Genomic DNA, 21,814 nt, shown 5'->3' on the forward strand with positions numbered 1-21,814 from the left:
TTGTTTGTCAACGGGCCGCTGTCCGCCTATGACGCGGCGATGACCGATCCCGTTCCCCAATCCCCCCCGACGCGTGGCCCTGCCGAACATGCGGTCCGCGATCAGATCGTCGAGGCCGCAAACGACTGTTTCGCGCATTACGGATACAGCAAGACGACCGTCGCCGACCTCGCGCGCGAGATCGGGTTCTCCAAGGCCTATATCTACCGGTTCTTCGAGTCGAAGCAGGCCATCGGCGAGGCGATTTGCGGTGCGCGCCTCGAACAGATCTTGACCGAAGCGCGCAAGGCCGTCGATGCGGGCGGCAGCGCGACCGACCGGTTTCGCCGTATGTTCAGGAGCATAACCACGCTCGGCGTGGCGCTGTTCTTCGAGGATCGCAAGATTTACGAGATCGCAGCCTTGGCCGCGTCGGAGCGCTGGGGGTCGGCGCAAGCTTATTCCCGGTCGCTCCAGGACATGATCCAGGAGATCGTCAGACAGGGCCGGGAAAACGGCGAGTTCGAGCGCAAGACGCCGCTCGATGAGACGGTCCGCTCGATCTATTACGCGATGACGCCGTTCATCGATCCGCTGCATCTGGAGCGCAATCTCGACCTGTTGCCTGACGCGCAGAACGAAGTCACTGGGCTCATCCTGCGAAGCCTCGCGCCGTAGATTTCACAATGTGACCAGTTGACAATATAGTCATAAGGCAACATTCGGGTCCCGCTTCTGTGGAGGACCCGTGTGTCGAACCGACTGTATATCGCCCTGGCCGTGCCGCTGGCGTCCGCGACGCTGACGGCATGCCATCGTACGGAGCCCGATCCGCGCACACAGCCGCCGCTGGTCAGGGTCACGACGCCAGTCGCCGCCAACGCGGCAACGCGCGAGTTTACCGGGGTCGTCGCGGCACGCGTCCAGAGCGACCTCGGCTTTCGCGTCGGCGGCAAGGTCACGCAACGATTGGTCGATACCGGCCAGATCGTGCGCCGTGGCCAGCCGATTATGCGGATCGACGGAACCGACCTGTCGCTGGCGACCCGCGCTTCGCAGGGAACGGTCAATGCAGCACGCGCCCGCGCGGAGCAGACCGGCGCGGACGAGAAACGATATCGTGACCTGGTCGGCGCGGGCGCCGTCTCCGCGTCGGCCTATGATCAGGCGAAGGCCGCTGCGGACGCGGCGCGTGCGCAACTGAGCGCCGCACAGGCACAGGCTCGCGTCGCGCGCAACGAAGCCAACTACACCGTCCTGCTCGCGGATACCGACGGGACCGTGGTCGAGACGCTGGCCGAGCCGGGGCAGGTCGTTGCCGCGGGGCAGATCGTCGTCCGTGTCGCACGATCGGGGCCGCGCGAGGCTTTAGTGCAATTGCCGGAGACGCTGCGACCGCACCTGGGCTCGACCGCGCGTGCCCGTACTTTCGACGGGGCCACCGGCAGCGCGACGCTTCGGCAGTTGGCCGATTCCGCCAACGCGGCGTCGCGGACGTTCGAGGCCCGGTATGTCCTCGCCGGGGCGACCGCGCGTGCGCCGCTCGGCTCGACCGTGACCGTCACGCTGTCAGAGCCAGGCGACACGGTCGCGACCGAAGTACCGCTCGGCGCACTCCGCGATACCGGCCACGGGGCCGGTGTATGGATCGTCGGTGCCGGCGCGCAGCCAAGGATCACATGGCGGCCGGTGAAGGTGACCGCGATCGGGGAAGAAACCGCCACCGTGACCTCGGGTCTGAAGTCAGGTGACCGCTTCGTCGCAACGGGTGCGCACATGCTGCACCAGGGCCAGATCGTCCGGGTTGCCGCACGATGAGTGGCGACGAGCAGAAGACGCCCGGCCGCTTCAACTTGTCGGCGCTTGCGGTCCGCGAACGATCGGTCACTTTGTTCTTCCTGATCGCAATCATCATCGCCGGGGTCGTCGCCTTCACCAGGCTGGGGCGTGCGGAGGATCCGGGGTTCACCATCAAGGTCATGACGGTCGTCACCGCCTGGCCCGGCGCAACGGCGCAGGAGATGCAGGACCAGGTCGCCGAGCCGCTCGAGAAGCGCCTGCAGGAACTGCGCTGGTACGATCGCAGCGAGACGTTCACGCGACCCGGTCTCGCCTTCACCACGCTGACGTTGCGCGATACCACTCCCCCGAAGGACGTGCCGGACCAATTCTACCAGGCGCGCAAGAAGATGAGCGACGAGGCTCCGAGCCTTCCGCGCGGCGTGGTCGGGCCGTTCGTCAACGACGAATATGGCGACGTCACCTTCGCGCTCTACGCTTTGAAGGCGAAAGGCGAGCCGCAACGCTCGCTTGCGCGCGAGGCGGAGACGCTGCGTCAGCGGCTGCTGCATGTGCCCGGCGTCAACAAGATCAACATCGTCGGCGAGCGACCGGAACGCATCTATGTCGCGTTCGCCGAGGAGCGGCTGGCAACGCTCGGCGTCTCGCCCCGCGACATCTTTACCGCGCTTTCGAGGCAGAACCTCATCACGCCCGCGGGCTCGATCGAGACCAAGGGGCAGCAGGTCGTGGTCCGCCTCGACGGCGCATTCGACGATTTGTCGAAGATCCGCGACCTGCCGATCGTCGCGAACGGCACCACACTGCGGCTGTCCGAGATCGCCAAGGTCGAGCGCGGCTACGAGGATCCCGCGACCTTCCTCATCCGCAGCCAGGGTGAACCCGCCCTGCTGCTCGGCGTCATCATGCGCGAAGGCTGGAACGGGCTCGACCTCGGCAAGGCGCTGAACGCCGAGGTCGCGCAGCTCGGCGACGAACTGCCCCTCGGCATGAGCCTCACCCGCGTCACCGACCAGTCGGTCAACATCACCGACGCGGTCGATCAGTTCATGCACACCTTCCTCGAGGCGCTCGCGATCGTGATGATCGTCAGCCTCGTCAGCCTCGGCTGGCGCGTCGGCATCGTCGTCGCGGCCGCGGTGCCACTGACGCTGGCAGTCGTGCTCGTCATCATGTGGGCGACCGGCCGGGTGCTAGACCGCATCACGCTCGGTGCGCTCATCCTCGCGCTCGGCCTGCTGGTCGACGACGCGATCATCGCGATCGAGATGATGGTGGTGAAGATGGAGGAGGGATACGACCGCATCCGCGCGTCCGCCTATGCCTGGAGCCATACCGCTGCGCCGATGCTGGCCGGCACGCTGGTGACCGTGATCGGGCTGATGCCGGTCGGCTTCGCGCAGTCGACCGCGGGCGAATATGCCGGCAACATCTTCTGGGTGGTCGGCTTCGCACTGATCGCATCATGGTTCGTCGCGGTGATCTTCACACCGTACATGGGTGTGAAGATGCTGCCCGAGATCAAGCCGATCGAGGGCGGTCACGCGGCGATCTACCGGACGCCGCGCTACGAAAGGGTCCGCAGCATCATCGCCTGGGCGGTGCGCCGCAAGTTGCTGGTCGCATTGGCGACGCTGGGTGCGTTCCTGATTGCAGGCGCGGGCATGGCGCTGGTCAACAAGCAGTTCTTTCCCGCCTCGGATCGTCCCGAGGTGCTGGTCGAGGTGCAGATGCCCAAGGGCACCGCGATCGCGCAGACCGCCGAGGCCGCGAAACTGGTCGAGACGTGGTTGCGCAAACAGCCCGAGGCCAAGGTCGTCACGACCTATGTCGGTCAAGGCGCACCGCGCTTCTTCATGTCGCTGTCGCCCGAGCTGCCCGACCCGTCCTTTGCCAAGATCATTGTGCTGACTGTCGACGAGGATGCGCGCGACGCCTTGAAGGTGCGGCTGCGTGAGGCCGCAGCGGAGGGGCTCGCGCCACAGGCACGGGTTCGCGCGACGCAACTCGTGTTCGGCCCCTACTCCCCCTTCCCCGTCGCGTTCCGTGTCAGCGGCCCCGATCTCGCAACCGTCCGCAGCATCGCCGAGAAGGTGCAGGGCGTGATGCAACGGGATCCGACGATGCGTACCATCAATGCCGACTGGGGCGACCGCGCGCCCGCGCTGCACTTCGTGCTGGAGCAGGACCGGTTGCGCGCGCTTGGGCTGACATCGAGCGACGTTGCCGAACAGCTGCAGTTCCTGTTGACCGGCACGACGGTCAGCCAGTCGCGCGAGGATATCCGGACGGTCGACGTAGTGGCGCGGTCCGGGGGCAGCGATCGGCTCGATCCGGCGCGCATCGGCGATTACATGCTGACAGGTGCCAATGGCCAGCGCGTGCCCGTCGGCCAGATCGGCAAGCTCGAAGTCCGCATGGAGGACCCGATCCTGCAACGCCGCGACCGGTTGACGACGATCACGGTCCGCGGCGACATCGCCGATGGCCTGCAGCCGCCCGACGTTTCAACCGCGCTGCTCGAGAAGTTGCAGCCGATCATCAGGACGCTGCCATCCGGCTACCATATCGACATGGCCGGCTCGATCGAGGAGGCCGGCAAGGCGAATGCCGCGCTCGCGCCGATCTTCCCGATCATGATCGTGCTGATGATGGTCGTGATAATCCTCCAGGTCCGCAGCCTGTCGGCGATGGCGATCGTGTTGCTGACCGCACCGCTGGGGCTCATCGGCGTGGTGCCGACGCTGCTCGTCACGGGCCAGCCGTTCGGCTTCAACGCGATCCTCGGCCTGATCGCGCTGGCGGGCATCCTGATGCGCAACACGCTGATCCTTATCGGGCAGATCCACGATCACGAGCGCGACGGGATGGATCCCTATGACGCGGTCGTCGAGGCGACCGTGCAGCGATCGCGGCCGGTAATCCTGACGGCAATGGCGGCCGTGCTCGCCTTCGTCCCACTGATCAGTTCGGTGTTCTGGGGATCGATGGCGGTGACGCTGATCGGCGGGACGCTGGGCGGGACAGTTCTGACGCTGGTGTTCCTGCCTGCGCTTTATGCGCTGTGGTTCCGTATAAGGCCGCCAGTAAACGATCGGCGTGAGGCACCCGGATCACAGCACGTCCTGGCGTGATCAAAGAGGCATCGGGTTGGCCGTTCCGGCGTTGATACGGCAACGAACATCGATAGCGGCGGGTCAACGTCGCGGAAGGGTAGACATGGCACGGGTCTTTATTACCGGGAGTACCGACGGCCTTGGCCTCGCGGCGGCACAGTCTCTGCTCTCCGACGGGCACCATGTCGTTCTGCATGCACGTTCTGCGCAGCGCGCTGCCGATCTAGGCAAGTTACGCGAACAGGTTGATGGTGTCGTTATCGGCGACCTGGCAAGCGCGCAGGACGTGCACGGAATTGCGGATCAGGTGAACGCAATCGGCCATATAGATGCGGTGATTCACAACGCCGGGCTCTACGCCGTGCCGGAGCGAGGCGCGACGCCGGACGGCCATCCCACCCTGCTCGCGGTTAACACGCTGGCACCATATATGCTGACCGCGCTGATCGAACGGCCCGCCCGGATCATTTATCTCAGCAGCAGCTTGCATCGCGGAGGCGAGGGATCGCTGGAGGACATCGACTGGACGGCGCGCGCATGGGACAGCTCTCGCGCTTATGCCGAAAGCAAGCTGCACATGGTCGCGCTGGCTTTCGCTATCGCTGGGCGCCGCCCAAACGTACTGAGCAACGCGGTCGATCCGGGATGGGTGCGCACGCGAATGGGTGGCGCCGGCGCGCCAGTTGATCAAGACACCGGGCAACGCACGCAGAGTTGGCTCGCGGTCAGCGATGATTTAACCGCACTGTTCAGCGGTGGCTATTGGCACAACCTACAGCGTCAACAGCCCGCGGCTGAAGTTACGGATACGCGCTTCCAGGAAAGGCTGGTTGCCAAACTAGCTGACCTTACGGGTGTAGAGATGAGTTGAGCTGATCTGCTTCGGCTAAGACCCATAACCGGACGTTTACGCCCCTTCCCTCGCTTCTCAACTTCGGACGCTGATTCATCTTTGCAAATAATCGATTCTCAAGCCCGGCTATCCGCTCGCGAAGTTGTGATGGGAAGGAAAGCGGACCGGCGGCTTTGAAGAGACCAGCCGAGATAAACGCCTATGGTTTGCACACTTCTCATATCAACTTTTTGAGGTTCAAAGTGGCAGGTGCTGCCGTCGCGCAGATCATAATCGTAAACATGGTTAGACGGTTTGCATCGGTAACCGTCATTACCCATTCCTCACCTTCCCAGAATACCTCTCCCTGATCGCATAGTAACAGCGCCGCATATTTCAGCGCGAAGCAGCGAGCAGCCGCGAGGGACGGCAGCTCCTCGCCTACGCATGGAATGTTAGGTTTGGCATCGGCTATCTCGAAATAAAAGACCGACATTCGAGCTCCCGAAATAACACGGGAGCACGATGTCTCTCAGTCGCCGAGAACCAACGATAGAAGGGTAGCGAATACCGAGCGTCTTCGGTTCCCCTGGACGCCGATTTGTGACGGGAAGATGAGTACGTCGGAAACGGCAAGGAAAGCGGTCCGTCCTCTATTTGTGAGGCAGGCGGCGATAGCGGACATTGAACCGCTTAACGCCGAACGTTGGGCGTCAGGGTATCTAGTGCCTGAGCAATGTAGAGGGCGAGAACACCGCGCCCTTGCATTTTATCGGCTATGGCCAACGCTTCCAGCAGGAGCGCTTTCAATTTTTCATGTTGGTCGAGCGTCATACTCGGCATCCTGTCTAGTATTCCGACGTGTACCGTGAGCCTTTGCGGGAATAACTTAGATCAAGAAAGCGAAATGATAATACCAATGTAGGATTAATTAGGATCAAGTCCGCTGACTATGGCGCCCTCTCCGACGGCACAGGGGTCGGCCGACCGCAGTCGACGCATCGCTTGCGTTTTCTTCGATGGCAATCGGCGACATCAAAAACATGCAGCCCCATCTGAATTCACAGTCGGGTTCGACCGCAAAAATGACCCACCTCAGCGTCCTTGTCGGAGCGAAAGCGGCATGGCTGGAATGGGAAGGAACGCTGCGGGTCCCTCTTATGGCGAGTTGGATTGCGATTGCTGAAATTGCACCACATACCGCCGAACGTCGGCCATCATGGTGTCCACGACGTGATGATTATTGAGGCAAATTGTTTACCGAAAGAAACTTTGCAGAGAATTGACCAGCTTGCCTAAAGCCGTTGATGTCAACTATTTCGTATTTTCTGTTTGTGTGACAGATCAAGCCACTTTCAACCAACGACCTGATAGCCCTATTAACGTGAACAGGTGTGATTCCGACGCTGTCCCCAATCTGCTCCTGCGACATTGGTAGGGAAAAGTGCAACCCATCACTTAAGCCACGCAACTTCGTCCTGGCGGCAAATTCGTTTAAGAAATGAGCTACACGGATTTTTGCAGAGCGCCCGCCGATGTTTAACAGCCACTCCCGTAATTGTCGCGACTCCGCACTTATTCTTAAATCCATCGCCAACCGAATAGAGGGGTGGGAATCTATTAACGATTCAAACTCGGCCTTTTGCACATACGCGATGCTAGATTTTTCTGCACAAACCACGTTATAGTCCATATTATTCACAAATCTATTTTCTGGATTAACTATGTCCCCGGGAATTGTTAATGATACAATTTGTCGATAGCCATCCGAAGTCTGCTTTTGACGGAATAAATATCCCGATATTACGAACACATAGTCTGAAAATGACAAGCCTTCCCTGAATACGTAGCTTCCCGACTCAAAGGTTTTTGCTCGAGCTTTCAAACGGCCCAGAGCTTCGGTGTCAAAAACCTGTAACTCCGAATGCTCCGAAAGACTTTTGGCAATAAGACCGCGAGGGTCAATTTCCGAGATCAACGCAAGGTTCCCGTAATATCGGCGGGAGTATTGAAACTCTCAGTTGCCAAGAGCCGTGATCGGTCAGCAATTTATAATTTATACCATAGTTTGCCGGACAAGGCTTGATTGAAGTTAAGCCTCACGACGACTCTCACGGTACAGCGGCAATTAGGGCAGCAGTTCGGGCAGATGGGGCAACTTTAAACTGGGAAAGATGCGCTGAACGGATGGCCGTTATCGGGAGCTGGGATTTCACAGCCGGGTGTCCGGGTATGGGCGGACACGCCCTGCCCTCCGGCTTCCAGCCAGATCCATAGCCGGACATTCGCGTCCTTCCCCGCTTACCAAATTCGGGCATGCATTAATGCCCGCGATAACCGTTGTAGAGGGCTGATTTGCCATTGCCGCATGACAGCGCTGACTGCCGGGTAAGCCCCGCGGCTAGATGTAGGTTTGTTCTCTCGACAGACCGAAGGACGCGAGTACCTCCTGGTCGCGTTGCGTCATCCGCTCTTTCGCCTCACCGTCGACGGTGCTTTTTCCCCTGGGCCAGTTTTGCAGGAAACGAGAAAGCAGCGCCTGCATCGTCAGATAATAACCATGCGAGATCGCGGCATAATTGGTATGGTGGAAGTCCAGCTGATCGACATCGCTCTCACAACCGAGGGCTTGGGATTGTGCCGCAGCGGAAGGATCGACGATCTCCAAGTAAGAGCTCATCTGAAACCGGAACTGATCGGCGTCGGTGACAAAGCACATGAACTCCTCTCCGTACCGCCCGCAGGAATAGGCGATCGTCACATCGCCTCGCTTGAATTCCTCCTGATAGTTCGACGATTTCACGCGTTTGAACCCGCCAGCCTGCAACTCCGGAACAAGGCGATCGATCGCCGACCCAGCCGGCTCGATCACTTGCCGCCCGCCGCCGTCTTGCCGACCTTCGCAATCTTGCTGGAGATCGGTTCGTATTCATAAGCCTTGTCGATCAAACACTCGAAACTGCGGTCGAACCCGGTCAGCTTGGCGGTCATCGCTATCGCCCATAGGTTACGCATCGTCCTCTCCTCGTCGGAACTGAGCGCGCCGTACGCAAACAGAGATGTTAGCGCTATGCCGTGCAGTGGAAGCGACGCCAGCGTAAGGATCAACGGCTGCTTACCGGGTGATACCAGTCATGCCAACATTTGCCGCCACTTACTGCCGCGCCGATCGGAGGCGTTAAGACTCACAATCGGATCGTGGGCGAAGGCACCTGCCCACAGCTTCCGGCAGACCCAATACACGACATTCCGGCCGGCCAGCCCGCCTCCCGAAAGCCGCCGTTCGTTCATGTTCCGATTTTGACCGCGTCTAGGTTGCCATGGCGCGCGCCGGTAGACGACGAAGTAGATTAATTCGCGGCGCTCCTTTGCCGAACTTGCACCGACATGCCGCCGCCGCGGCGTACTTCGAAACCGCCTGCTTGCTCAATCAGTGTCGTCAGCTTCGCGCAACCATATGTCCGCGGATCGAACTCGGGGTCCATCGCAAGCAGCCGAGATCCGAGGCCTCCGAGATGGACCCAGCCCTCCTCGTCCTCGAGTTGCGCGATCGCGCGTCGAACCATAGCAGTGGCCTGCGTAGGCTTGCGCGGTGCCAGGGTGGGCGTCGCAGCTTTTTCGCTGGCGATTGGTGCGAGGGTCCCAGGCTGAGGAAGCAGGTTCTCAGTCAAGACGAAGCGCTTGCAGGCCTGACGGAAACTTTTGGGTGTCTTGGCCTCGCCGAAGCCAAACACATCGAGACCCTGCTCACGGATGCGAGCAGCAAGGCGTGTAAAGTCGCTGTCCGACGACACTAGGCAGAACCCTGCGAAACGCCCGCTGTGCAACAGATCCATCGCGTCGATCACCAGCGCGATGTCGGCCCCGTTCTTGCCAACGGTCAGCGCGAAGTTCTGCTGAGGAATGATGGCGTGATCGGCGAGAATCTGCGCCCAACCTTTGAGCCGCTCCTCCGAGAAATCGCCGTAGATGCGTCGCACGCTCGCTTCACCGAAAGTTGCGATCTCTTCGAAAAGGCGCTGCGCAATGCGGGGCGATATGTTCTCAGCGTCAATCAGGACGGCGAGGCGAGGGAGAGGGGCGACACGTGACATGGTGCTTCCCTACCGCCCAAATACTTGCCGTCGATCTAATGCGTCGCCAGCAACCACCTACTCGGGCCCGCAACCCACCCTTTGGCGTTCGGCGACCGGCAAGATCTAATGGAACAGACGTTCGCTTTGATGTGTAGCCATCAGTGAAGCTGCTCGATATCCGCAGCTACGAACCACTATTGGCCATTCGCGTGCCCCTCCCCCGCGTCCCAACTTCACGCACTCATTCATCTCAGCACATCGAACTTCACAGCGGGCTAAGGCGCCCCGGATCGTTTTTGGGAAACAATGGAGAGGCGCTGAAGCCTTAGCTTCTAGCTAAAAACAGGACGCGATGCCCGTTCCTAAGCGTCCGAATGTTATCCGTACGACCTTCTGAGCGCTGTACGTCACATTCGTGACTGCAGCGGCCTTATAAGCATTTGCCAATAGATCTCAGCGGCGCCTTCTTGGGTTAGCTTACCCGACCCGCCGCCGTGGCCACCCATTGCTGCCATGCCCATGCTGATCAGAAACAGGCTTTGGTCGTCTGCTTCGACGCTCAACGCTTCATTGTATCCATTCGTGGACATGTCGGACGATGAATACGCGATCCCAGAGGAGTATGGGCGTTCGCCCATGAATATCGAGCAGCGTGCGATCGACTGCCCGTCACGGTAGATGATGGTCGAGAAGCGGTTCGCGTCTATCCGGCGGAACGTTGCGTCAATGCCCGGGTTGCGAGCAGTTAGCTCCGCCGCTGAATTCTCAAAGTACCGAGAAATATACTCGAAGGTCTCGAGCTTGTAAGTGTCCTTGTCCCGTTCGGTGAATGTACGAGCCAGAGCCAGGGCACTCGACCGCGGACCTCTGGTGGATAGCGGCAGCGCTACACTGACAGCTGTGGTCCCAGGAGCTTCCGTAACACTCGTCGGCGAGGAGCGGCTGCTGAGCCGGTCAGCTGCGCTACGCACGGCCTTCGCAACTTCCAGCAGCGCTTGATCACGATCAGGCGAAGTGGTGATAGCCTTCCCGTCGGGTGGCGTCGCGTTGAGCTTGCCGAATGGCGTACCATGCCAGTCACATGCGCGAAGAATCACTGGGATGACGATTGCGTCGCCTGCCTCATGTCGCTCCATTGCCCGCCGCATCTCCAGCTCGTAGCAATAGTCGGAATCAATGAAATCGGCGCTGACCAGAAGCAGAATTATGTCATCAGTCTCGACATGCTGGTCGATTTCACGTGCAAACTCCTGCCCAGCTCCGATCCGCCGATCATGCCAAGTCTCGATGATCCCCTGCCGCTTTAGAAGCGACAGCTGTTTTTCCAGCTGGTCCCGCAGCGCTTCGTCAGCGTGCGAGTATGAAAAGAATACCTTGGCCATCTCGGTCCTCCGCCCCCCAAGGATAGTGGGGGACGGCGGGGCGGCACACAAGGGGAACAAGCTTTGCTGACCTCGCCAAGGAGGCGGCACGCTAGCCCGAACCCCGGTACGCTAGCTGATCGCCGCTATATCTACCATTTCCCTGAGAATCTCGGCAGAGGCTTCAGCCCAGATGACCCAGATCCAGCTACGCGTTCATGTCGGGATTGGTCGTCTGCAGTCGTCCTGCCGCCTGTTTCGCTTTGTCGGCCTAGGTGCTTGGACTGACGCACTGATCAGTTAGCAGTGCATTTTCCCAGATACGGGTCAAATCTCATATTGACCCGTATGCGGGCACATATCTAAAGTGACCCTATGGCGGGTACATCACATTCATATGCCGTCGTCATGGGCGACTTGGTCGGCAGCGAGAGAACTCTCGCTACAGCATCGCTCCACACCCGCTTCAACGAAGCAGTTGAAAAGCAGAACCGCGACTACAAGAATCTGCTGTCGTCCCCCCTTACTATCACCCTTGGCGACGAGTTTCAGGGCCTAGGCACATCGCTTACCGCGATGCTGTCGCTCATACGCGACTTACGCCTCCAACTCATGGCCCATGATATCGAGTGCCGTTTCGCGATCGGGCACGTCGAACTGCAAACCCCTCTCAACACAGACAAAGCTTGGAATATGATGGGTCCGGGCTTGGCTCGCACTCGCGAGAAGCTCAACGAGAAGCGGTCCGGCTCGCTCTACCGGTTCGCAGTAACAGACGATCCGCTTGTCGAAACAACCCTGGAGGCACTAGGCGCTGGCCTGACCTCGATTGAACGCCGCTGGACAGGCCGGCAGCGCGAGGACATCGCCGAGCTACTCCGCGGAGCGACTGCCGCCGACATTGCCAAGCGACGCAACGTTTCGGTTCATACCGTCTATAAGGTGCGTAGTTCGGGGGAATTCGACACCTACGTTGTCCAGTGGCATGCTATCCAAGAAACCTTAGCGCGCCTTGATGCGCAGCGTGGGATGAACTGATGCTCACCTACCTTCATTGCGCCCTTTACTCTGGACTTGCCCTATGGCTGCTCACTGGGGTTGGCAATGGGGCGTGCCGCAGTCTGTTATCGCTGACGGGGATGAAGGAAGCGATGGCCGCGACGCCCGAAGAGGCCTATTCAGCCGGTCGTATTATCGGATGGCTAGAACGTCTCATCCTTGCGATCGGCATCATCGCCCACAGTTGGGAGGTCCTTGCCGCAGTCATTGCACTGAAGTCAGTCGCTCGGTTCAAAGAGCTTGATACTAAACTACCGGCGGAATACTTTCTTGTCGGCTCGTTGTTCAGTGTATTTTGGGCAATGCTTATCACCGGCGCTTGGCTCGGCTATGATCAACAATTTGGGATACAACTTCGCGAAACTGCTGTTCATTTACTCCAACCTGACAAGGCAGAGAAAAAGCCATAAATTTAGAATGGCCTGACAGAATCGACCCAGTTCCGGACATTCGCATGGCTATTTGCATTTCCCAGGTTCAGACATTCGTTCACGTCGTCATGCATTAGACAAAACGCGATCGAGCTGTCTTGTCACCAACGGCGGCCCATTGCGTGACGATCGGCGCACGGTCGCGGTCGAGGAGCTAGTCGAAATCGTTCACGCGTAGCTGACTGCCCCCTCCCTACGCCGCAAACTCCTCGGGTAGATAGCGATCGGCGACGATCTCGAACCGGTCGCCATCGACCAGAACCTGCGGGCTGAGCGCGCGGCAATTGTAGGTCGAGGCCATCGCCGCGCCATACGCTCCGGTGGCGTGCAGCACAGCGAGGTCGCCGCGGCGGACACGGTCGATGTCGCGCGCGACTGCGAACACGTCGCCGCTTTCGCACACCGGGCCGGCGATATTCGCGACCATCCGCTCACCGTCCGGCGCGACCGCTTCGAAGCGGTGAAAGGCGTCGTACAGCGCCGGCCGCGCAAGGTCGTTCATCGCGGCATCAACGATCACAAACGGATGGTCCGCACCGGGTTTCACCCAGATCACCCGCGTCATCAGCACGCCCGCAAGCGCCGCGACCACCCGCCCCGGCTCGAACGTGAGTTCAACGTCCCAGTCGCGCGTGACCTGCGCGACCATGGCGGCATAGGCGTCGAGCGTCGGTACGACGTCGTCGGCGCGGTAGGGGATGCCGAGACCACCACCGAGATCGACGCGGCTGACGACATGGCCACGCGCGCGCAAGTCCGCCACTAAGCAGCCAATCCGATCATACGCGTCCTCCAGTGGGGCGAGATCGCGCAACTGACTGCCGATGTGCAACGCGACCCCGACGAGGTCGAGACCCTCGAGCCGCGACAGTCGGTCGTACATCGCGGGGACGTCGGCGATCGCCACCCCGAACTTGTTGCCGCGCAGCCCCGTCGAGATCTTGGCATGCGTACCGCCATCGACGTCGGGATTGACCCGTAGAACGGCGGTCGCCCGCCTGCCCCGCGCGCGCGCCAGCGCGGCGAGCACCTGCCCCTCCTCTTCGAGCTCGAGATTGAACTGGCCGACGCCGGCAACGAGCGCGTCGGCGAGTTCGCGGTCGGTTTTGCCGACACCCGAGAAGACGATGTCCGACGCCGCGATCCCCGCATCGAGCGCGCGCTGCATCTCGCCGCCCGAGACGATGTCGGCGCCGAAGCCGCACACGGCCAGCAGTTGCAGCACCGCGCCGTTCGGGTTCGCCTTGACGGCAAACGCGACCCGCACCCTTGGGAGGATCGACAGCGCCGACCTGAAACGGTGTGCGGCATCGCGCAGCGCGGCGGCGGAATAAACGTGGACGGGCGTTCCCACCGCCTCGGCGATGACGGGCAGCGACACGCCTTCGGCGCACAGGACGCCGTCCCGCGAACTGAAATAGGTCATGAGTGTTGGGCGTCCGATAATCAGGAATAGGGCAGATCGACGCGCCGGCGGGAGCGACGGAGGCGCACGGCGTGGATCACTTCGGCGGTATGCGCGTGACCATGACGCTCGGCCCGCAGCACCACTACTACGCGCTTGCCGTTGATCATCAGCGTCAAGCCCAGCAGCGCGATCGGAAACACGAGCATCGCCAGCGCCGCCCCATTCATCGCCGCAGCCAAGCCACATGCTCCGACGGCCAGCACCACGCCTATTCCGCGCCAGAGGATATCGCGCCGGGTCATGCAGCGATTCCCTGGACATTGCATGCGGCGTCATCGGCGATGACGACCCGCCCGGCGTTCCGGACCGCACGCGCTGCCTCTGGAGGACGGTATCTCGAAAGGTCGTGGCAGATCACGATATCGGCCGGCAGGTCCTGCTCGTCGCGCAAGGCCGTAATCATGTCCGCCGCCTCGAAGTCCACGCCGAGCGCCGGGTCGGCAGCATGCCTCGCCGCCAACCGCGCGCGGCCGATCAACAGCGACGATCGATCGATCCCATGCCCCTCGACGGCGGTGAATCCCAGCTGCCTCGCATGTCCCATTGCATGCAGCAGCAGCGTTCCGGCACCGCAGTCGGCATCGACGATGCGGACCGCATGCCGTCCGCCGGACTGCAATTCCAACAAGGCGGCCTGGATACGAGGCCAGCGCGGGTCGTCGACCGCCGCTTCCGAGTCAGGTTGTGCAGTACAGGTCCGCTTGACCGCGCCGATGACGGTACGCGACCAGATAGGTAGATTAAAGACGTTCATCGCCATCCGTCCCGTTACGCCGCGCGCGGCAAGGCGCGCTCGTCGCAACCGACGGGCGCAAAGGACACTAGTGGCGTGAGCGGCAGTTCGGCGATCTCGACGCTGGCATGGTAGATATCCCGCTCGGCCTGCGCATAGCCCATCGCGGCGCCGTAGGAGATGAAGCGGCCTTCGAGAGTGCGCCGGCTGTCCTGGACCAGCCAATGGCCTGCGCGATCCTGCCCGACATAGATGACGAGCCCGGTAGGATCGGGCTCCAATATGGGTTCGGACGACATTTTGCCTGAGTGCCTTTCGTATCACGAGCGTCCTGCCCGCCCCCCAGTATTTACGAGGTACGGCATAGTGCTTCGAGATCGATTCCCGCTGACCGCATAGTGCGAGCATAGCATTGCGCTCGGTTCACTACCTTATCGACACTCGAAGGCCTCGTTTCTCGCGATACTAGCGTTCACTGCCCAAAACGTTCGACCAGAGAAACGCAACGACCCACATTCGGTCGTTCAGCGCGCGTTTTTTGCTCCCCAGATCCGGTTGTCTGTTCAGGTCAGCTGCGCCGGTACGATCGAAGGTCAACGAAGGTCAGCAACAGTCCTCCCCCAGGCTCAGGCGCCAGCCAACATGTCGCTCACAATCTCGCCAACCTTTCCGTCCCGTTCGGCGAAGCGGAACGGCGTCACCTCGTCGACGATGATCTCGTCCGCGGACGGATGCGCGATGAGTTGCGCCATTACGTCGTCCGCAAATTTCGCGAGTAGCACGCTGAATGGGGAGTCCTTCAACCCCTCCAGCAGTTCGGTCGCCACTTGCGGGGGATGATTTGGCGAGTTCAAGGGTGACGCGGACCATGATGAGTACCTTCAAGGCAGCCGATATGACGGGTGATCGGCTGGAGGGTGGCGGAAAGCCTGTCGCCTGTGGGAATAAATCTACCGGCTGCAACGATCCACGCAGCGACCAATTTTGCGCCATGTCTGCACGAGAATGCGGCTTGATTGACCGGTCCAAACAAATGCTTTGCGAACCGCCGCAGGGGCCGGTCGTTATGTTGATCGTGCTGCAGCCGATCCAGGTCGGCCGCGAACGTATGATGATGGAGTGCGGAAATATGAGCGATCATCTCCCGAGCCGCGACGGTCTGGACGTGATCAAAACGGGCAAAGGCGTTGGCGCGGAGGTTCGGGAGATTGAACTACGGACACTCGATGATGAGCAGTTCGCTGACCTGCGCCAGGCCTGGCTCGACAATCTGGTCCTGCTCGTCCGCGACCAATCGCTTGCCGATGCGGATCTGATTGCCTTCAGCCGCCGGTTTGGTGACCTAGACCTCGCGCCCATCCAGGAAAGCGGGCGCCGCTTCGTCGAGGGGCTTCCCGAACTCTACATCGTCTCGAACGTGCTTGAGGGCGGCGTTCCGATCGGCAGCCTCGGCAATGGCGAGGCGGTCTGGCATACCGACATGTCCTATGTCGAAGTCCCGCCTCAGGCAAGCGCGCTCTATGCGCTAGAGGTACCGCCGACCGGCGGCAATACGAGCTTTATCGACATGTACGACGTGTACGACACGTTGCCCGACGCGTTGAAGGTGCGCATCGCCGGACGCCGCGTGAAGCATGATGGCACGTATAATAGCGGCGGCTTTCTGCGGCAGGGCGTTACGCCGAGCGATGACCCACGCGAGTCGCCCGGCAGCCTGCATCCCCTGGTCTACACCCACCCCGAAACCGGGCGTCCCGCGCTGTATCTGGGGCGTCGCCGGAACGCCTATATCGACGGACTGGACTTGGCAGATTCCGAGGCTCTGCTCGACGAACTCTGGAGCCATGTCGACGGCGACCGGTTCGGATGGAGCCACGAATGGCGCAAGGGCGACTTGGTGTTGTGGGACAATCGCTGCACGATGCACCGGCGCGACGCGTTCGATCCTGCGGCACGCCGCGTGCTGCACAGGACGCAGATCAAGGGGACGGGTCGACCTGCATGACGGCCGCTCGCCCGATCGGGTCCGACGCGGACACCCGTCACACACCGCGGTGGATGAGCGTCCCGAACCGGATCCTCGCGGTGCTCTGCCTGATGTATCTGGTGCTGTACATCGACCGGGTAAACCTGGCGACGGTGGGTCCGCGGATGACCGCCGAACTGGGGATGAGCAACACCCAGTTCGGCCTGGCAATCTCCGCCTTTTCCTATCCCTATGCCTTGATCCAGCTCTTCGGCGGTCGGGTCATCGACCGCCTCGGGCCGCGGCGCATGCTCGTGATCTGTGGCGCGGTTGTGTGCGTGGCGACGGTGCTGACCGGGCTGGTCGGCGGGATGGCATCGCTGTTCGCGTTGCGTCTTGCGCTCGGGGTCGGCGAAGGGTTCGCCTTTCCTGCCGCGACGCGCGCGATGGCGACCTGGCTGCCACCAGGTCGATGGGGCTTTGCGCAAGGCATCACCCACGCCGCCGCGCGGCTCGGCAATGCGCTGACACCGCCATTGCTGGTCGGGCTGATGGCGCTGGTTTCGTGGCGCGGCGCATTCGTAGTGCTCGGGCTGGCAAGCGCGGTCTGGGTGATCCTGTGGCTGGTGGTCGCTCGGGAGAATCCGGAACGACACCCCGGCATGTCGGATGATGAGCTCGCCGAGCTCGACCCGACCGCGCAGCAGACCGCCGCCACGCGCGCGGTCCCATGGTGGCAGCTCGCGCGTCGGATCGCGCCGGTCACCGCCGTCGATTTCTGCTATGGCTGGACGCTCTGGGTATTCCTGACGTGGCTCCCCTCGTTCTTCTTCAAGAATTTCGGGCTCGACCTGAAACACTCGGCGCTGTTTTCGGGCGGCGTGCTGTTGGGTGGCGTGATCGGCGACTGGGTCGGGGGCGCGGCGAGCGACTATATCTATCGCAAGACGGGCAGCTTGCAGGCGGCGCGGCGCAACCTGATTATCGTCGGGATGGTCGGCGCGTTCGTGTTCCTCGTGCCGGTGGTCCTCACCCACGATCTGACGACGGTCGCGGTGTGCCTGTCGCTGGCGTTCTTCTTCTCCGAGCTCGTCGTGGCGCCGATATGGGCCGTGCCGATGGATATCGCGCCCCAGTACGCCGGCACCGCCAGTGGCATGATGAACTTCGGCTTTGGTATCGCCGGCATTCTGTCACCGTTGGTGTTCGGTGCAGCGGTGGACCTGACGGAAAGCTGGTCGATCCCGTTCTGCGCGTCCCTCGCGCTGCTGCTGGTCGGCGCGGGTCTGTCGTTCTTCATGCACCCGGAAAAACCCTTCCAATCTGACAAAGCGCGTTGAGTTCGGATGACACAAGGATGCCCTTGCCGATCAACCGCCCGTGAAAGGGGCGGTCGTATCCCGACGATACGGCTTGCCCCGAAATCCGCCGAGAGCCAGGATAGACCTGTCTGGCGCGTATCCGTTCAACGGCATTGCACCGATGGTCCGAATTACGCAGCATCTGCGCTCATAGAACGGGAGACCGGATCGTGTCTGTTGCTGTCCTGGATAGCCGTCGGCTGAAGCTCATCGCGCTCGTCCCCGATAATTCCGTCTCGATCTTCGACCGGTTCCGAGAATTTTCTCGGTTTGGCGATATGCAGCAGATCGCGGTTCGGGGCCGTATCGTTGCAGAGCGAACCGCGATGGCGGCGCATATCGACGCTGCGGTGTCGATCTCCGATCGTGCCGTCTTGCTGCTGGCACAGGGAAGCGCATGCGCGGCGGCCGCATGGTGGGCGCGCTTGTCGCCGAATTCCTATACCGCGAACGTGTCCGGCGCGTTGCTCGCGGCTCCCGAGCGGTCGGGCCTCAAGTGCCACGATTTCGCATCTCCGAAGATGAGATTGCCCTTCCCAACGATCGCGGTCGGCGCGGATGACGAGACGCAGCGCTTGGGCATCGAATGGGGAAGTCGCCTGATCGATGGCCCGATCCTGACCGCAGCGACCGCTCCAACCAACCGCCTACGCGCCATCATCGAACGCTTCACCGCCGCCGTCGTCGAACGCGACGTCGTTGCCGCACACCGCATCCTCCACGCCATAGGGGATGACTAGCGGACTCTAGAGCCCGTCTCAGCCGCTGTTACCAAAGCAAATGGTCGGTGATAACGCCCGCCCTGACGAGCAGACCCAGAAGTATAGCGACGCAAATAACGGCTCCATACGCGGCGAGGGCGCGCGTTCGGCTGCGATGGTCCGTCTCATAGCTCATCGTTGGTTACCTTGTAGCCTCACCCCGCTTTGCAGGTGAACCGTCCTGCCGAAATGCGCAATTGGGCGGAACCAGCCTTCGAAGGTGCGCGCTTGAGCCATCAGGACGCCGGCACTGCCGGCCATTTTGAGGTTTCAGCATGACGGAAGCAACTTGGGGCGACGAGGCGAAGACGCCGGACATCGACTGGCGGATGAGTGCCGCGCTAGAGAACGTACCCCGTGGGGACGAGGATGTCGCCGAAGTGACGAGCCTGGAAGGCGCGGTCCGTGCGTGGATGACGCTTGATCCCGCGCATCGCGACGCTGCCGTGCTGACCCCGGAGCGGCCCGTGCAAATCGATGGGGCTGCGCATGCAACGCTGGCCGGTGATGGTATCGCAGCGCTAGCCGAGCGCCTGCCCAGCGCGAACGACAAGGGCTGAGGCATGGCGTCTCCGAGCGTTCGCTTTGAGCTCGGCGAGTATGAGTGGCTGGCCGAGCGACACGGTGTGCTGTTCCTTGGCCACACGGACCTTGGCATGGTCGAGTTCCTGATCACGAGCGAGGCGTTGGTCGAGTTCATCAACCCGGACCTCGAAGGCATCGACAGCGACACCGCGATCGAGACGTATGTGGAATTCGAATCCGACATCCACCGGATCGCACGGCGCGAGTTCGTCAGTCGACTGGGCGGAGAGCCCCCTGTCCTGCTGACGGCCGCCGACGTCTCACCATGAGCCTTCGCGATTACACAAAGCAAAACCGTTCAACCGCCAACAGCCCCGCATGCCAACAAGGACCGATCTGATGAAAACCCGCAAACTCGGCCGACAAGGTCTCGAAGTCTCCGCGCTGGGCCTCGGATGCATGGGCATGTCCGACTTCTATGGTGGCCGCAACGAGGCGGAGTCAGTTGCGACGATCAACCGCGCGCTCGACCTTGGCGTGACGTTCCTCGACACCGCCGACATGTACGGCGTTGGCGCCAACGAGGAACTGGTCGGCCGGGTTGTCCGCGAGCGGCGCGACTGGATCATCGTTGCGACGAAATTCGGGAATGTCCGTGGGCCGGATGGTAGCTTCAAGGGCGTCAACGGCCGGCCGGATTATGTGCGGGCGGCCTGCGACGCGAGCTTGAAGCGGACCGGCCTGGATTTCATCGACCTCTACTACCAGCACCGCGTCGATCCCGAGGTGCCGATCGAAGAGACGGTCGGTGCCATGGCCGATCTCGTGAGCGCTGGTAAGGTAAAGTATCTGGGGCTGTCCGAGGCTGCCCCCGCGACCATCCGCCGTGCGCATGCCGTGCACCCCATCACCGCGCTGCAGACCGAATATTCGCTGTGGAGCCGCGACGTGGAGGACCAGATCCTGCCGACGGTGCGCGAACTGGGGATCGGTTTTGTGCCTTACAGCCCGCTTGGACGCGGCTTCCTCACCGGCCAGTTCAAGACACCTGACGATCTCGACGCAGGCGACACGCGCCGCAACCATCCCCGCTTTCAGGGCGACGCGTTCCAGAAGAACCTCGACCTCGTCGCAGCGATCGGGGCGATGGCCGCAGACAAGGGGTCCACGTCGGCGCAACTGGCGCTCGCATGGGTCCTGCGCCAGGGCGAGGATATCGTGCCGATCCCGGGCACCAAGCGGCGCAAGTATCTCGAGGACAATTTGGGCGCGCTCGACGTCGAATTAAGCGACGCCGATCTGGCCCGCATTGATGACATCCTGCCGCCCGGCGCGGCCCAAGGGACACGCTATCCGGACGCGTCGATGGCGAGCATCGACACGTGAGCGTGCCGTCTTTCGCAGCCATCACGCCGGGTAAGCTTGCCGTCGTCACCGGCGCAGCTGGCGGCATCGGACTCGCCGCTGCCCGTGCCTTTGCCGACGCAGGCATGCAGGTCGTCCTCGTCGACCGCCCCGGCGCGGCGCTTGAGCAAGCCGCTGCCGCCTTGGACGGCGCGGTCGCAATGTCCGCCGACGCCGCCGATCGTGCCGCGATGGCCGCGCTGGCAGGCGACGTGGTGAACCGTCACGGTCCTGTCTCTGTGCTGATGAACAACGCCGGCATCGGCGCGGGCGGTGACGCGTTCGCCGACCCAGCGCAGTGGGACGAGGTGCTCGGCGTCAACCTGATGGGGGTGATCCACGGCGTTCAGGCTTTCGTCCCGGCGATGGTCGAAGGCGAAGCCCCTGCCCTGATCATCAATACCGGTTCCAAACAGGGCATCACCCAGCCGCCCGGCAACACCGCCTACAACGTCAGCAAAGCCGGGGTGAAGGCCCTCACCGAAGGCTTGGCCCACAGCTTGCGCGAACGGACCGGAAGCAGGGTCAGCGCGCATCTGCTGGTGCCTGGCTTCACCTGGACCGGCATGACCGCCGGTCGACCGGCGGAAAAACCACCCGCTGCATGGACGCCTGAACAGGTCGTCGCGCTGATGATGGACCGGGTAGCAGCGGGCGACTTCTACATCCTGTGCCCGGACAACGAGACGACGCCCGAACAGGACGCCAAGCGTATAGCCTGGGCGGCGGGAGACCTGATCGAGAACCGTCCAGCCCTTTCCCGCTGGCACCCTGACTGGCGCGACGCCTTTGCACAGTTCATGCAAAAATAATCGCTTGTCGGGAGACCTGTGCGGCAAATTAATGCTGCCGTACCGGTCTCCACTGGCGTGAGGTTTAGACTCGACCGGGATGCCAGCGTGGCCCACCACACTGTCCGGGACCGCGCCTCAGGCCGGCCGC

Annotated in this window: 26 protein-coding genes; 14 read left to right on the forward strand and 12 right to left on the reverse strand. The window is 61.9% G+C overall.

The window, feature by feature from the left end; translation table 11 throughout:
* Positions 1-39: 39 nt before the first annotated feature.
* From BM244_RS16525 to BM244_RS16540, 4 genes are all read left to right on the forward strand, one after another.
* Complete coding sequence (locus tag BM244_RS16525) at positions 40-657, forward strand: TetR/AcrR family transcriptional regulator (RefSeq protein ID WP_093400082.1); 618 nt, start codon at positions 40-42, stop codon at positions 655-657.
* Positions 658-729: 72 nt separating this feature from the next.
* Positions 730-1,797 (forward strand): efflux RND transporter periplasmic adaptor subunit, encoded by a 1,068-nt coding sequence (locus tag BM244_RS16530; RefSeq protein ID WP_093399989.1) that lies wholly within the window; start codon positions 730-732, stop codon positions 1,795-1,797.
* Positions 1,794-4,913, forward strand: a complete 3,120-nt coding sequence (locus BM244_RS16535; protein ID WP_093399990.1) for an efflux RND transporter permease subunit — start codon at positions 1,794-1,796, stop codon at positions 4,911-4,913. Before BM244_RS16530 ends, BM244_RS16535 begins: the two co-directional genes overlap by 4 nt.
* Before the next feature lie 85 nt (positions 4,914-4,998).
* A complete protein-coding gene (locus BM244_RS16540) occupies positions 4,999-5,766 on the forward strand; it encodes an SDR family NAD(P)-dependent oxidoreductase (RefSeq protein ID WP_093399991.1) in 768 nt (255 codons plus the stop codon).
* A 199-nt stretch (positions 5,767-5,965) separates the two neighbouring features.
* Here the strand turns inward: BM244_RS16540 and BM244_RS16545 are convergent, their stop codons facing one another.
* Both BM244_RS16545 and BM244_RS23170 read right to left on the reverse strand, forming a co-directional pair.
* Positions 5,966-6,223 (reverse strand): DUF6894 family protein, encoded by a 258-nt coding sequence (locus tag BM244_RS16545; protein WP_093399992.1) that lies wholly within the window; start codon positions 6,221-6,223, stop codon positions 5,966-5,968.
* A gap of 197 nt (positions 6,224-6,420) precedes the next feature.
* A complete protein-coding gene (locus BM244_RS23170; protein WP_175518244.1) occupies positions 6,421-6,561 on the reverse strand; it encodes a hypothetical protein in 141 nt (46 codons plus the stop codon).
* A gap of 185 nt (positions 6,562-6,746) precedes the next feature.
* On the opposite strand from BM244_RS23170, the gene BM244_RS23175 reads away from it, so the two are divergent.
* Positions 6,747-6,974: a hypothetical protein gene (locus BM244_RS23175; protein ID WP_175518245.1), complete on the forward strand. Its 228-nt coding sequence runs from the start codon at positions 6,747-6,749 to the stop codon at positions 6,972-6,974.
* Here the strand turns inward: BM244_RS23175 and BM244_RS22745 are convergent.
* From BM244_RS22745 to BM244_RS16565, 5 genes are all read right to left on the reverse strand, one after another.
* Positions 6,968-7,705, reverse strand: coding sequence for a Crp/Fnr family transcriptional regulator (locus BM244_RS22745; RefSeq protein WP_139226954.1), 738 nt, complete (start codon positions 7,703-7,705; stop codon positions 6,968-6,970). The two genes, BM244_RS23175 and BM244_RS22745, sit on opposite strands and share 7 nt — an antisense overlap.
* Before the next feature lie 423 nt (positions 7,706-8,128).
* Complete coding sequence (locus BM244_RS16555) at positions 8,129-8,599, reverse strand: hypothetical protein (protein ID WP_093399994.1); 471 nt, start codon at positions 8,597-8,599, stop codon at positions 8,129-8,131.
* Entirely contained in the window at positions 8,596-8,742 is a 147-nt protein-coding gene (locus BM244_RS23180) for a hypothetical protein (protein WP_175518246.1), read from the reverse strand. Before BM244_RS23180 ends, BM244_RS16555 begins: the two co-directional genes overlap by 4 nt.
* Positions 8,743-9,077: 335 nt before the next feature.
* Entirely contained in the window at positions 9,078-9,821 is a 744-nt protein-coding gene (locus BM244_RS16560) for an NYN domain-containing protein (protein WP_093399995.1), read from the reverse strand.
* A 389-nt stretch (positions 9,822-10,210) separates the two neighbouring features.
* On the reverse strand, positions 10,211-11,185 hold the full coding sequence (locus BM244_RS16565; protein ID WP_093399996.1) for a toll/interleukin-1 receptor domain-containing protein: 975 nt from the start codon (positions 11,183-11,185) through the stop codon (positions 10,211-10,213).
* Positions 11,186-11,539: 354 nt separating this feature from the next.
* Here BM244_RS16565 and BM244_RS16570 point away from each other — a divergent pair, with 354 nt between their 5' ends.
* Both BM244_RS16570 and BM244_RS16575 read left to right on the forward strand, forming a co-directional pair.
* Entirely contained in the window at positions 11,540-12,202 is a 663-nt protein-coding gene (locus tag BM244_RS16570) for a SatD family protein (RefSeq protein ID WP_217649133.1), read from the forward strand.
* Positions 12,202-12,633, forward strand: coding sequence for a hypothetical protein (locus tag BM244_RS16575; protein ID WP_093399998.1), 432 nt, complete (start codon positions 12,202-12,204; stop codon positions 12,631-12,633). Before BM244_RS16570 ends, BM244_RS16575 begins: the two co-directional genes overlap by 1 nt.
* A 214-nt stretch (positions 12,634-12,847) precedes the next feature.
* Here BM244_RS16575 and lysA read toward each other — a convergent pair whose 3' ends face one another.
* From lysA to BM244_RS16600, 5 genes are all read right to left on the reverse strand, one after another.
* Positions 12,848-14,080, reverse strand: coding sequence for a diaminopimelate decarboxylase (gene lysA, locus BM244_RS16580; protein WP_093399999.1), 1,233 nt, complete (start codon positions 14,078-14,080; stop codon positions 12,848-12,850).
* 20 nt (positions 14,081-14,100) lie between these two features.
* The gene (locus tag BM244_RS16585) at positions 14,101-14,364 is read right to left on the reverse strand and encodes a hypothetical protein (protein ID WP_093400000.1); all 264 of its coding nucleotides are present in this window, start codon (positions 14,362-14,364) and stop codon (positions 14,101-14,103) included.
* Positions 14,361-14,876, reverse strand: a complete 516-nt coding sequence (locus BM244_RS16590; protein ID WP_139226955.1) for a class I SAM-dependent methyltransferase — start codon at positions 14,874-14,876, stop codon at positions 14,361-14,363. The genes BM244_RS16585 and BM244_RS16590 overlap by 4 nt, the downstream gene beginning before the upstream one ends.
* Positions 14,877-14,890: 14 nt before the next feature.
* Complete coding sequence (locus BM244_RS16595; protein WP_093400001.1) at positions 14,891-15,154, reverse strand: hypothetical protein; 264 nt, start codon at positions 15,152-15,154, stop codon at positions 14,891-14,893.
* Between the two features lie 327 nt (positions 15,155-15,481).
* Entirely contained in the window at positions 15,482-15,682 is a 201-nt protein-coding gene (locus BM244_RS16600) for a hypothetical protein (protein ID WP_093400002.1), read from the reverse strand.
* A gap of 29 nt (positions 15,683-15,711) precedes the next feature.
* On the opposite strand from BM244_RS16600, the gene BM244_RS16605 reads away from it, so the two are divergent.
* From BM244_RS16605 to BM244_RS16635, 7 genes are all read left to right on the forward strand, one after another.
* Positions 15,712-16,860: a TauD/TfdA dioxygenase family protein gene (locus BM244_RS16605; protein ID WP_217649134.1), complete on the forward strand. Its 1,149-nt coding sequence runs from the start codon at positions 15,712-15,714 to the stop codon at positions 16,858-16,860.
* Positions 16,857-18,161 carry an MFS transporter gene (locus BM244_RS16610; RefSeq protein WP_093400003.1) on the forward strand — a complete coding sequence of 435 codons (1,305 nt, stop codon included), beginning with the start codon at positions 16,857-16,859 and terminating at the stop codon, positions 18,159-18,161. Before BM244_RS16605 ends, BM244_RS16610 begins: the two co-directional genes overlap by 4 nt.
* A gap of 191 nt (positions 18,162-18,352) precedes the next feature.
* Positions 18,353-18,922, forward strand: a complete 570-nt coding sequence (locus BM244_RS16615; protein ID WP_093400004.1) for a hypothetical protein — start codon at positions 18,353-18,355, stop codon at positions 18,920-18,922.
* A gap of 296 nt (positions 18,923-19,218) precedes the next feature.
* On the forward strand, positions 19,219-19,503 hold the full coding sequence (locus tag BM244_RS16620; protein WP_093400005.1) for a hypothetical protein: 285 nt from the start codon (positions 19,219-19,221) through the stop codon (positions 19,501-19,503).
* A gap of 3 nt (positions 19,504-19,506) precedes the next feature.
* A complete protein-coding gene (locus BM244_RS16625; protein ID WP_093400006.1) occupies positions 19,507-19,797 on the forward strand; it encodes a DUF1488 family protein in 291 nt (96 codons plus the stop codon).
* 70 nt (positions 19,798-19,867) lie between these two features.
* Positions 19,868-20,854 (forward strand): aldo/keto reductase, encoded by a 987-nt coding sequence (locus BM244_RS16630; protein ID WP_093400007.1) that lies wholly within the window; start codon positions 19,868-19,870, stop codon positions 20,852-20,854.
* Positions 20,851-21,684 (forward strand): SDR family NAD(P)-dependent oxidoreductase, encoded by an 834-nt coding sequence (locus BM244_RS16635; RefSeq protein ID WP_093400008.1) that lies wholly within the window; start codon positions 20,851-20,853, stop codon positions 21,682-21,684. The genes BM244_RS16630 and BM244_RS16635 overlap by 4 nt, the downstream gene beginning before the upstream one ends.
* The last annotated feature ends 130 nt before the right edge of the window (positions 21,685-21,814 follow it).

The sequence above is a fragment of the Sphingomonas sp. OK281 genome, from assembly GCF_900115295.1.
Lineage (GTDB): Bacteria > Pseudomonadota > Alphaproteobacteria > Sphingomonadales > Sphingomonadaceae > Sphingomonas.